Below are 11,695 nucleotides of genomic sequence, written 5' to 3'. Positions count from 1 at the left end.
GGCCGCGCGGGCCGGGCGCCCCGCCATGCGTCCGCCCGTCAGTCGGGCAGCACGGGAAGCAGTTCCGGAAGGTGCCCGTCCGAGGCCGCGGCCGCCGCCACCCGCTCCTCGGGGACCTCCCCGTACAGCGTGGTGCGCGGCTTCGCCGGACGGCCCGCCCGGTCAGCTATGGCGATCAGGTCCTGGACCGAGCGGTACGAGCCGTAGCCGGAGCCCGCCATCCGGGAGATGGTCTCCTCCATCAGCGTGCCGCCCAGGTCGTTGGCGCCGGAGCGGAGCATTTCGGCGGCGCCCTCGGTGCCGAGCTTGACCCAGCTGGTCTGGATGTTGGTGATGTGCGGGTGCAGCAGCAGCCGGGCCATCGCCGTGACCGCCCGGTTGTCCCGGTCGGTCGGGCCGGGACGGGCGATGCCCGCGAGGTAGACCGGTGCGTTGGTGTGGATGAACGGCAGCGTCACGAACTCCGTGAACCCGCCGGTCTCCTGCTGGAGCCGGGCCAGCGTCCGCAGGTGGCCGAGCCAGTGGCGGGGCTGGTCGACATGGCCGTACATCATCGTGGAGGAGGAACGCAGGCCCACCTCGTGGGCGGTCCTGATGACCTCCAGCCAGGTCGCGGTGGGCAGCTTGCCCTTCGTCAGGACCCAGCGGACCTCGTCGTCCAGGATCTCGGCCGCCGTGCCGGGGATCGAGCCGAGCCCGGCCTCCTTCGCGGCGATCAGCCAGTCCCGTACGGACATGCCGGTGCGGGTCGCCCCGTTGACGACCTCCATCGGCGAGAAGGCGTGCACGTGGATGCCGGGCACCCGCTCCCGTACCGCCCGCGCGATGTCGAAGTACGCGGTGCCGGGCAGGTCCGGGTGGATGCCGCCCTGCATGCAGACCTCGACCGCGCCGACGTCCCACGCCTGCGCGGCCCGGTCGGCGACCTGGTCCAGGGAGAGGGTGTACGCGTCGGCGTCGGTGCGGCGCTGCGCGAAGGCGCAGAACCGGCAGCCGGTGTAGCAGACGTTGGTGAAGTTGATGTTCCTGGTGACGATGTACGTGACGTCGTCGCCGACCACGTCACGGCGCAGGGTGTCCGCGATCCGGCACAGCTCGTCGAGGGCCGGGCCGTCCGCGTGGAGCAGGGCGAGGGCCTGTTCGTCGGTGAGCTTCGTCGGGTCGTCGGCGGCCTGGCCCAGCGCCTGGCGTACGTCGGTGTCGATGCGGGAGGGGACCATGCCGGGGGCGGCGGCCTCGCGCAGCGCCTCCCAGTCGCCGTACACCTCGTCGAAGTCCTCGCGGCGGTCGCCGGTGCGGCCCTCGGTGTCGATGGTGCGGTGCAGGTCGGTGCGGCCGGACGCGCCGAACTGTTCGTCGGGTTCCTGCCAGGGCAGTCCGCCGGGCATCGCGTCCTCGCGGGCGAGCCCGGTCTCCGGGTCGGCGAGCGCGCGCACGTGCGGCAGCAGCCGGGGGTCCAGCCAGGGTTCGCCGCGCTGGATGAACTCGGGGTAGATGGTCAGGCGTTCGCGGAGCGTGAAGCCGGACTCGGCCGTTCTCGCGGCGAGTTCGTCGATGTGCGGCCAGGGGCGCTCGGGGTTCACGTGGTCGGGGGTGAGCGGTGACACGCCGCCCCAGTCGTCGATGCCCGCGCCGATGAGCAGCGCGTACTCGGCGTCGGCGAGGTTCGGCGGGGCCTGGATGCGGGCGGACGGGCCGAGGATGTGCCGGGCCACGGCGATCGCGGCGGCCAGTTCCTCCAGTTCGGCGTCCGGCATGCCGCGCATCGCGGTGTCCGGCTTGGCCCGGAAGTTCTGCACGATGACTTCCTGGATGCCGTGGTAGGCGCGGGCGGTGCGGCGCAGTTCGAAGAGCGAGTCGGCGCGCTCCTCGTAGGTCTCGCCGATCCCGATGAGGATGCCGGTGGTGAACGGCACGTTGGAACGTCCGGCGTCCTCCAGAACCCGCAGCCGCACGGCCGGTTCCTTGTCCGGGGAGCCGTGGTGCGGGCCGCCGGGCTCGGACCAGAGCCGGGTCGCCGTCGTCTCCAGCATCATCCCCATGGAGGGGGCGACGGGCTTGAGCCGCTGGAGGTCGGTCCAGGTCAGCACGCCGGGGTTGAGGTGCGGCAGCAGGCCGGTCTCCTCCAACACCCGGATGGCCATGGCGCGTACGTAGGCGAGGGTGTCGTCGTACCCCTCGGCCTCCAGCCACTCCCGGGCCTCGGGCCAGCGGTCCTCGGGCCGGTCCCCGAGGGTGAACAGCGCTTCCTTGCAGCCCATGGCCGCGCCCGCGCGGGCGATGTCGAGCACTTCGTCGGGCGACAGGAACATGCCGTGTCCGGCGCGCCGGAGCTTGCCGGGGACGGTGACGAAGGTGCAGTAGTGGCACTTGTCGCGGCAGAGGCGGGTGAGCGGGATGAAGACCTTGCGGGAGTACGTGATCACTCCCGGCCGTCCCGCCGCCTCCAGCCCGGCGTCCCGTACCCGTGCGGCGGAGGCCGCGAGATCGGTCAGGTCGTCGCCCCGTGCCTGAAGCAGTACGGCGGCCTCGGTCACGTCGAGAGCGACACCGTCGCGGGCCCGCTTGAGGGCGCGCCGCATGGCGTTGGTGGTCGGGCGTCCGTGCTGCTGATCGGTCATGGTCCCGAGCATACGAGCGGGGCCCGCGCCCGGGACCGGGGCCTCCGTCACACGGTGTGCCCGGACGGTTCGGTTCCGGTGGGGTCCCGGCGCTCGGGGCACCGCGGTGGTTCTCACGCCGATCGACGGGGCGTTCGCCCTCGCAGGGGGTACCCCCGTGCCGCGAATGTGACAGCGGACCGGGCAAGTGTCACGTGTGTCCGACCCGGTGCCTGATCCGGTGCCTGATCCGGTGTCCGACCCGGTGCCTGATCCGGTGTCCGATCCAGTGCCCGATCCGGCGTCCGACCCGGCGTCCGATCCAGTGCCCGACCCGGCGTCCGACCCGGCGTCCCATCCAGTGCCCGATCCGGTCGGCGACTGCGTTGCCCGGCGGTCGCGACCGGCGAGGTGGAGGGGCGGGCCGAGCCGCCGGAGTCCGGGGCGGTCAACCCGACTTCGCGTATGCGGCGGCCGCACCCCTTCTCCCGGGGCGAGGCGGCCTCGCCGCCGCTCCCGCGACGATCTTCTGCAGCAGGCTGTAGGAGAGGATCGGCAGCAGCACCGCGGCGCGGTGGGGGAACCAGCAGGCGGCGAGCACGGCCGCCGCGCTGCTGTTGTTCATGCCGGTGGCGAACATGAGGGAGACCCCGTCCGACCGGTTGCAGTGCGTCCAGCGGGACATCCATCGTCCGCAACAGAAGGCCAGGCAGCACACCGCACCGGACAGGACGAGCGCCAGGATCAGCAGATCCGGGTCCGGATGGGCGAGGGCCTGCCCGAGCGCGCCGGCCGCGTTGATGTAACAGAGCAGCAGGATGTTCACCAGGTTGACGCACTTGATCGCGGGCAGGGCCCGGGAGACGCGGTCCTCGCCGAGCGCGATCCGTACGACGACTCCGGCGAGGCACGGCAGCACCACCGACACCAGCGCGAAGACCCCGGCCCCTGTCCGGGCGATGAGGTCGACCGTGGCCGTGTCGTCCAGGGCGCCGGCACCGTCGGGACCGACCAGCCGGCCGGCCAGGTGCATTCCGAGGGGCACCGTGAGCGGGCTGAGCAGCGTGGATCCCATCACCATGGCGACGACCAGCGGGACGTTGGCCCCCGCGTTCTGCCCCCAGGAGGCGGCGCCGCCCGCGATCGGCATCGCCAGCACGAGCATCAGCCCGACCACCAGCCCCTCCGCCTCCGCCGGATCGGGCCAGGTGCGCAGGCCGAGAGCGACGACCGGGAGCACGAGCAACGGAAGCAGGGCGTTGGCGGCGATACCGAGGGCCAGTCGCACCGGCCGGGACAGCACCCCGCGCAGATCGGCGACGCGCACCCCCAGGCCGGCGTTGAACAGCATCACCGCCAGCAGCACCATCGACAGCGTCAGAGCGCTCGCGCCCACGGGGATCGGCAGCGCCAGCCCGCGCAGCCTCTCGCCGGGCGCCGGGAACGCGCCGGCCAGCACGTAGCAGAGCAGCATCAGCCCCAGCAGCCACCGCTGCACAGCATTCACCACAGTAGTCACGCAGTGGAGCCTAGTAGTCGCGCAGTGCTACGTCGCCGCGGCTGCCGCCATCCCGGCAGGTTCCGTGGCCGGCGGTACGACGCGACTCCGGCCCGTGCGGGACCAGACGCGGAGTGGAGCGGACCCGGGCGGAGTTCGGCATCACGGGACGACGTTCGTCCGGCACCCAGGGGTACCGGCAGCACGCACCGAGTGAGCGGGGCCGCCCCGTCCATTCACGCGTACGGCTTCGGGGCTATGGTGTGTCGTTTCGTCGTCGGACGACCGGCCTGCCCGGCCGGGTCCGTCAGAACAGCGCCCACGCCGTCCGCCGCAAGGCGAGGGGGTCGGGGTCGTACAGCCGGAGGAGAGGAACGTTTCATGCGCGCTCGGAGCATCGGTGCGGCGGCCGCGACGGCACTGGCGGTGGTGGCCGCCCGCGACCTCGTCCAGAAGAAGCACGCCCTCCTCAGAAACTTCCCCGTGGTCGGGCACGCCCGCTACCTGCTGGAGACGATCGGCCCGGAGCTGCGGCAGTACGTCGTGACCTCCAACGAGGAGGAGCGACCGTTCAGCCGTGACCAGCGGACCTGGATCTACGCGTCGGCGAAGGAGGAGAACAACTACTTCGGCTTCGGCACCGACGTGGACGTCGAGCACGTGCAGGGGCACGCGTACATAAAGCAGCGCACCTTCGCCGGCGCACTGCCCGATCTGCACGATCCGCAGGCCCCGCTGCCCTCGGCGAAAGTGCTGGGCGGCCCGCGCGGGCGGGCCAAGGCGTTCCGTCCGGCGAGCATCGTGAACATCTCGGCGATGAGCTTCGGTTCGCTGTCCGGCGCGGCCATCACGGCGCTGAACAAGGGTGCGGCGCTGGCCGGGACGATGCACAACACGGGCGAGGGCGGCCTCTCCCCGTACCACCGCAACGGCGGCGACCTCGTCCTCCAGATCGGGACCTCGTACTTCGGCTGCCGCAACGAGGACGGCACCTTCAACCTCGACAAGCTGAAGGACGTCGTCGCCGGGGCCCCGGTCAGGGCGATCGAGATCAAGCTCTCCCAGGGCGCGAAGCCGGGGCTCGGCGGGATGCTGCCGGGCGCGAAGGTGACCCCCGAGATCGCCGCCATCCGCGGCATCCCGGCCGGCCAGGACTGCGCCTCCCCCTCCCGGCACACGGCGTTCCACGACGTCGACTCGATGCTCGACTTCGTGGAGCTGCTCGCCACCGAGACCGGGCTGCCGGTCGGGATCAAGAGCGCCGTGGGCGAGATGAGCTTCTGGCAGGAGCTGGCCACGCTGATGGCGCCCGGTGACCGCGGGGTCGACTTCGTGACGATCGACGGCGGCGAGGGCGGCACCGGGGCGGCCCCGCTGATCTTCAGCGACTCGGTGTCGCTGCCGTTCCGGATGGGCTTCTCCCGGGTCTACGGCACGTTCGCCGAGCACGGCCTGACCGACCGGCTCACCTTCATCGGCTCCGGCAAGCTCGGCCTGCCGGAGAACGCGGCGGTCGCCTTCGCCCTGGGCGTCGACATGATCAACGTGGGCCGTGAGGCGATGCTGTCGATCGGCTGCATCCAGGCGCAGAAGTGCCACACCGACAAGTGCCCGACCGGTATCGCCACCCAGAACCCGTGGCTGGTACGGGGCGTCGACGCCCCCTCGAAGTCCGCCCGGGCCGCCGTCTACCTGCGCACCCTGCGCAAGGAGCTGCTGAAGGTCTCGGGAGCGGTCGGCGTCGCCCACCCGGCGCTCATCACCGCCGACGACATCGAGATCATGAACGGCGACTACGAGGCCCGTACGCTGGCGAGCGTCTACGGCTACAAGAACGGCTGGGGCGAACTCGGCCCGGAGCTCGCCCAGGAGATCACCGCCCTGCTCACCGAGAAGCCGGGCGACCAGCACGGCTGACGCGCCTGGCGCAAGAGGCCGCACCCGCCCGCACGGAGGAGTCGACACGATGGCCGACCACCACGCCCCGTACACCGTTCTGTCCGTCGCCCGGCTGCTCGCGGAGCACTGGGACCTCCGCGTGGACGACGTCACACCGCTCGAGGGCGGTATGAACTCCCTTACGTGGGAGGTGCGTTCCGGTGACACGCGGTGGGTGGTGAAGGCGGTGGAGCCGGAGGCCGGGGAGGCGTTCGCCCGCGGCCTCCGGCTGGCGGAGCGGCTGGAGCGGGCGGGCATCCCGGCCGGTGCCCCCGTGGCGACGACCGGCGGGCGGTCGGCCGTACCCTTCGGCGGCCGGTCGGCGGCCCTGCTGCGCTGGGTCGAGGGCCGGGCGCTGACCGGTGAGTCCCGCGCCGAGCTGGAGACGATGGGCACCACCCTCGCCCGCGCCCATCGCGCACTCGGCACCGGGGACGACACGGACCTCGCGCCCGCCCGCCTGTTCCTCCCGACGGAGCACCTGGGCGTACGCCCCTGGCTCGGGCCCGTGGTCACCGAGGTCCTGGACCGGCTGAACGGCCCCGGCCTGCCCGCCCTGACCTGGGGGCCGGTGCACGGCGACCCGGCCCCGGACGTCTTCCGGACCGACCCGGCGACCGGTGTCTGCGGAATGATCGACTGGAGCGGGACGGGCGTGTGGCCACGGGCGTACGACCTGGCGGCACTGGTGATGTACCGGGGCGCGGAGCCCATGCGCCCGCTGCTCGACGCCTACGTGGCGGAGGGCGCCCTGACCCGCACCGAGGTGGACCGCTCGCTGGGCCTCCTGCTGGACTACCGCTGGGCCGGCCAGGCCGTGTACTTCGCGCGCCGGATCGCCCGCGGCGACCTCACCGGCCTCCCCGACCCGGCCATGAACGAGGCCGGGCTGGAGGCCGCACGCCAGTGGTTCGCCGGGCGGGCGTGAGCGGGGCGGGGGACGAGCCGGGCCCGTGCGGATTCCTCCCGCGCGGATGACCGGGGTACGGGGCGAACGACCGCGGTGGCCGGCGCACTGCGGCGGGCCCGCCGTTCCTCGACCGGATCCGGCCGTCGCGCTCTACGATCCTGGCGTACCGCATACGCGAACCACTCGCACGGGAGGCCCAGTTGGAACGGATCGGTCCGTATGTCGTGGTGCGTGAACTCGGTGCGGGCGGGATGGGTACGGTCCATCTGGCCCGGTCGCGCGGCGGGCGCCTGCTGGCGGTGAAGGTGGCCCGGCCTGAGCTGGCCTCGGACCCTGTTTTCCGGGCCCGGTTCCGGGCCGAGGTGGATGCGGCGCGCAGGGTCGGCGGCTTCCACACCGCGCAGGTGGTGGACTCCGATCCGGACGGCCACCCGCCCTGGCTGGCCACGGCGTACGTGCCGGGTCCGACACTGGCCGAGCGCCTCCGGGCCGAAGGCCGCATGCCCGAGGACGAGTTGAAGCGGCTCGGGGCGGCGCTGGCGGAGGCGCTGGCGGCGGTGCACGGGTGCGGGCTGGTGCACCGGGATCTGAAGCCGGGCAACATCATCATGGCGCCGGACGGTCCACGGGTCCTGGACTTCGGCATCTCCCGGGCCGTCGAGTCGACCCGGCTGACGGCGACGGGCCACTCCTTCGGCACCCCCGGCTATCTCGCCCCCGAACAGGCGGAGGGCCGGGAGGTGACCGGCGCGGCCGATGTGTTCGCCCTGGGTGCCGTCCTGGTGGCGGCGGCGGGCGGCAGCGCGTTCGGCGAGGGCGCCCCGATGATGCTGATGTACCGCTCGGTGCACACGGAGGCGGACGTCTCGTCGGTCCCGGAGGGCATACGCGGGACCGTCGAGGCCTGCCTGGCCAAGGACCCGGCGCTCCGGCCCACCACGGAGCAGCTGCTCGACACGTTCGCCGACGCCGCGGACGTCCCGTACCCGCCGACGGTCCTCGCACCACCGCCCACCCTCGTCGCACCGCCGTCCTGGCCCGTGGCGCCGCCTCCCGGGCCCGTGACACCGTCACCCGGGCCCGGGACACCGCCTCCCGGGCCCGGGACACCGCCTCCCGCCGAGATCGCCGACTTCTTCTACGCCGAGGACGACGAACGCACCATGGTGATCGACACCCACGGGGTCGAGATCAGACTGGCCGACGTCCGCGACATCAGCATCGAGTTCCTCTGGGAGGAGATCGCGAGCATCGGCCACCGACTGGACTACGCCGGCCGGCGCTGCACCCTGTTCATCGAGTGCACCGACGACGCCCCGTACGACTGCACCCTGACCGCGCCGGACGACGAGACGTACGACCGATGGGCCCGGCACCTGCCGGACGTCCTGGACCACTTCTGCGACTAGGGCGTGTTTCGAAAGTAGCGTCGTCTGCCCGGAGGGCAGGCCCGGGGGTGTCCGGTGCGTGCGATCGCAAGGCGGAGGGCCGCCCCGATACTGGATGTATCGGGGCGATCCCGACAACGCGGCGAGTGTGCGTGCCGGGCGCCCCCGGGCAGACGGGACTTTCGAAACACGCCCTAGGGCGATTCCCCTCGGCTCTCCGGGAGTCCTGCGCCGGAACGGCCGGAAGCCGGGCCGGTTCTCCCGGCCCTGGCCGGGCGTCCCGGGCGCGGGGGCGGCCCGGCTCCTCCCACTCGGGGCGGAGCGGTGGAAACACGGCGGGGTCGTGGCGGCGTCCGCGACGGAGGCAGGCGGGGCGGGGCCACCGGCTCTCCCCGCCCGGCCGCCCGTTCAGTGCGGTGACGGTGCCGGGTCCAGGGCGTTGCCGACGGTGCAGCCGCCCTCTCCGGGCATCCGCTGGATCCGGGACGGCACCCATACGTCGGTGGCGCCGGGGGCCACCCGGGCGAGAAGGCAGTCCTGCGGGTCGAAACCGTTGCCGCGCACCGACAGGAGAACACCGACCCGGTCGCCCTCCGCCTTCACCTCGGTACTGATCGCCCGGTTCAGGTCCAGGGCGGTGAGCACACGGCGCACCTCGGCCTCGTCGGCCCGGCCGCCCCGCGGCACCCGGGGAAGTCTCGCCCGGAGCTCCTCGTACGGCAGCCGGGGCGGCTGGGGCGGCGGGGCGAAGGTCAGCGCGAGACCGCCCGGGCATTCCACGTCACGGGGTTCCTCACGCCACTCGGACCTGGGCGACACCCGCACCGCGAAGCAGCGCCGCACGACGGCCTCCTCGGGTTCGGACCATTCGTTGTACGCCGAGCCGGACGTACGGACGACCACTTCGATCCCGTCCCCGTCGTGTGTCGAGGTGCCTGTCACCCGCATCACCTCCACTCCGTCGATACCCGAGGCGGAGCGCCCCACCTCCTCCGCCGTGCGCGGGCGCTGGCCGTGGAGCCGCTCGCCCGCCTTCCTGGCCACCTCCCGCGCGACGTCCGTAGCCTCGTCCTCGGAGGACTGCACCACCCCGCAGCCGACGGTGACCAGCAACAGCGGGGCGAGCAGCAGGAGTCGGCGCATCTGTCCAGTCTTCCGGGAACGCGTTCGACGGACAACCGATCGGTCGTCACCAGTGATGGCCGGGGCGTGGGCGCGTGGCATTCTGCTGCGCATGCTGATCGATGACGGGCCGCGGAGCGACGACCTGGTGCTGACCGTCCGCCCCGGCCTGACGGACGCGGAGCTCAACGAGCTGTTCGCGGCGTCGTGGCCGGATCACCGGACCGTCCTCTTCGCGCCGGTGCTGGACCGGAGCCTCGTATGGATCGCGGCGCACCGGGGGAGCCGTCCGGTCGGATTCGTCAACGTCGTCGGTGACGGTGGCGTGCACGCCTTCATCCTGGACACGACCGTGCACCCGGACGAGCGCCGCAAGGGGCTCGGGGTACGGCTGGTGCGGGCGGCCGCCGAAGAGGCGCGGGCGCGCGGTGCGGACTGGCTGCACGTGGACCACGAGCCGCACCTGAAGTCCTTCTACGAGCAGTGCGGCTTCCGGCCCACGACTGCCGGGCTCATGCGGCTGTGAACGGAAGCGAGCGGCCGCGGACGGCCACGGACGGCCGTGAAACGCCGCCGCACCGCCTCCGCCTCCGCACCGCCTCCGAACCGGCCGACGCGGCGGACGGCGCGGCGGACGGCGTGCGGTGCTTCGCCGCCGGTTTCCTCACCAGCAGAGTCGTGGGTCCTGTTCGTGCTCGGGGGAGTGCAGCGACAGCGTCTCTGCGTCCGGTCCGTCCGTCCGTTGTAGGTGTCCCGGCCGGGGACTGTCGCCCCACCACGGCGGTGGCGGGGTGTGGACCCGCTGTACGCGCGGAATCGACACCTCGGCCAGCACCCCATCATGGAACATCCACAGCCCGAAGCAGTCGTCGTCTTCGTCGTGGAGCATGACCTGCACGCACTCCGGGCTGTTCCACGGCAGCGCCTCCAGGTCGGCGAGGACCCCGCGGCGCTGGCTCTCGCGGAAGAACTCGAGGTACCACCCGCCGACGAACCAGTCCGGTATCCGCTCGAAACAGCCGTGCCACGTACGCGTCTCGTCGACCCGTGTCAGCGGCTCCATCACCTCGTCCTCGTACCGTGCCAGGACCAGCACCTGCGCCATTCTGCTCATGGGGGCATGTCATCCCGCGGAGCGGCCGAGTGGCAAGTCCGTTTCGACGCACGGCTCCCGGCTCCCGGCTCCCGCGTCCGACACGGTCACGGGGCACCTCATGGCCACCGCCGACGGCGTCACCCCACCCCCGGAACTTCACGCGGCCTGTTGCCACCCTCCACCAAAATGTAGTACTTCTTATACATGAGTGAGCAGCTGTACAACAGATTGGCTGTGGTGCGCGCCGAGCGGAAGGTGTCGCGGAAGCACTTGGCCGACGAGGTGGGAGCGCATTACCAGACCATCGGCTACATCGAGCGCGGGCAGTACAACCCGAGCCTGGACCTGGCGCTGAAGATCGCGAAGTTCTTCGGGCTTCCGGTGGAGGCACTGTTCTCGCTCGAACCGTTCCGGCCGCTCACGGACGAGATCTACGGGAGGAAGACGCCATGACCACACCCCCGCTCACGCGCTACGACCGCAGCATGCTGCGGCTGATGAACGACCGCCGGGCCATGCCGCTGTACGCGACGGCCGCCCGTCGGCGCTCGGTGGTGGCCGCGCATCTGGCGCTGACCGCGGCCATCGGTGCCCTGATGGCGTACGCCCTGCCCGCGGACGGTAAGCCTGTCTGGCCCCTGGTCGCCGTGGTGGCGCTGCTGCTGCCGTGGATGGTCGCGACCGGTGCGATCAACGGCGCCACCCGCGGCCTGCTCGAACTGCGTGAACGGGCGCTGGACGAGCGGCAGTCCGAGGAACGCGCCCGGGTGCAGGCCCGCGCGCACCGAGTGACGACCCTGCTCCTGGCCACGGCGGCCGTCGCCTTGCTGATCGTGCAGCTGACCGGCGGCGCTTCCCCGAAGACGTACGCGGGCCCGCTGCTCCTCGCCGTTCTCGCGGTGCACTGGCTGATGCCGCTGTGGGTGGCCGGGCTGATGGTGCGGGACGAGTTGACCGAGGAGGACGAGGAGGACGGGCACCTCGCGGCCTGACGGGCGGACCCGCCGCCGACGCCGATCGGAGGCCCGACCGAAGGCCGTGCGGCACGCTTTGGGCGCGGTCCCGGACGGCTCCACCTCGTTGATCGTCTCCGGCCGCCGCACTAGCCTCGGAGCGCGGGTCACCGTCGCGGGGATCACCGTC

The 11,695-nt window shown here is 72.4% G+C and carries 10 protein-coding genes; 6 read left to right on the top strand and 4 right to left on the bottom strand.

Features of this window, described 5'->3' with window-relative positions:
• Positions 1–38: 38 nt before the first annotated feature.
• On the bottom strand, positions 39–2,621 hold the full coding sequence (locus tag ACFCV8_RS20040; protein WP_376686718.1) for a bifunctional FO biosynthesis protein CofGH: 2,583 nt from the start codon (positions 2,619–2,621) through the stop codon (positions 39–41).
• A 427-nt stretch (positions 2,622–3,048) separates the two neighbouring features.
• Positions 3,049–4,119 carry a bile acid:sodium symporter family protein gene (locus tag ACFCV8_RS20035; protein WP_376686717.1) on the bottom strand — a complete coding sequence of 357 codons (1,071 nt, stop codon included), beginning with the start codon at positions 4,117–4,119 and terminating at the stop codon, positions 3,049–3,051.
• A 360-nt stretch (positions 4,120–4,479) separates the two neighbouring features.
• Between ACFCV8_RS20035 and ACFCV8_RS20030 the strand changes: the two genes are divergently transcribed.
• The 3 genes from ACFCV8_RS20030 (at position 4,480) to ACFCV8_RS20020 (ending at position 8,355) form a co-directional block, all read left to right on the top strand.
• On the top strand, positions 4,480–6,015 hold the full coding sequence (locus ACFCV8_RS20030; RefSeq protein ID WP_376686716.1) for an FMN-binding glutamate synthase family protein: 1,536 nt from the start codon (positions 4,480–4,482) through the stop codon (positions 6,013–6,015).
• Between the two features lie 49 nt (positions 6,016–6,064).
• Positions 6,065–6,964, top strand: a complete 900-nt coding sequence (locus tag ACFCV8_RS20025) for a phosphotransferase enzyme family protein (protein ID WP_376686715.1) — start codon at positions 6,065–6,067, stop codon at positions 6,962–6,964.
• A gap of 233 nt (positions 6,965–7,197) precedes the next feature.
• The gene (locus tag ACFCV8_RS20020) at positions 7,198–8,355 is read left to right on the top strand and encodes a serine/threonine-protein kinase (protein ID WP_376686719.1); all 1,158 of its coding nucleotides are present in this window, start codon (positions 7,198–7,200) and stop codon (positions 8,353–8,355) included.
• Positions 8,356–8,742: 387 nt separating this feature from the next.
• On the opposite strand, the gene ACFCV8_RS20015 is transcribed toward ACFCV8_RS20020, so the two are convergent.
• On the bottom strand, positions 8,743–9,477 hold the full coding sequence (locus ACFCV8_RS20015; protein ID WP_376686714.1) for a translation initiation factor IF-2: 735 nt from the start codon (positions 9,475–9,477) through the stop codon (positions 8,743–8,745).
• A gap of 91 nt (positions 9,478–9,568) precedes the next feature.
• Between ACFCV8_RS20015 and ACFCV8_RS20010 the strand changes: the two genes are divergently transcribed.
• Positions 9,569–9,982: a GNAT family N-acetyltransferase gene (locus ACFCV8_RS20010; RefSeq protein ID WP_376686713.1), complete on the top strand. Its 414-nt coding sequence runs from the start codon at positions 9,569–9,571 to the stop codon at positions 9,980–9,982.
• A 138-nt stretch (positions 9,983–10,120) separates the two neighbouring features.
• Here the strand turns inward: ACFCV8_RS20010 and ACFCV8_RS20005 are convergent, their stop codons facing one another.
• A complete protein-coding gene (locus ACFCV8_RS20005) occupies positions 10,121–10,570 on the bottom strand; it encodes a hypothetical protein (RefSeq protein WP_376686712.1) in 450 nt (149 codons plus the stop codon).
• Between the two features lie 186 nt (positions 10,571–10,756).
• Between ACFCV8_RS20005 and ACFCV8_RS20000 the strand changes: the two genes are divergently transcribed.
• Both ACFCV8_RS20000 and ACFCV8_RS19995 read left to right on the top strand, forming a co-directional pair.
• A complete protein-coding gene (locus ACFCV8_RS20000) occupies positions 10,757–11,005 on the top strand; it encodes a helix-turn-helix transcriptional regulator (RefSeq protein ID WP_376686711.1) in 249 nt (82 codons plus the stop codon).
• Positions 11,002–11,544, top strand: a complete 543-nt coding sequence (locus tag ACFCV8_RS19995) for a hypothetical protein (protein WP_376686710.1) — start codon at positions 11,002–11,004, stop codon at positions 11,542–11,544. Before ACFCV8_RS20000 ends, ACFCV8_RS19995 begins: the two co-directional genes overlap by 4 nt.
• The last annotated feature ends 151 nt before the right edge of the window (positions 11,545–11,695 follow it).

This window comes from Streptomyces sp. NPDC056347, assembly GCF_042262625.1.
Classification (GTDB): domain Bacteria; phylum Actinomycetota; class Actinomycetes; order Streptomycetales; family Streptomycetaceae; genus Streptomyces.
Note: the sequence above shows the minus strand (reverse complement) of the source record. Positions and strands in the feature narration are given on the sequence as shown.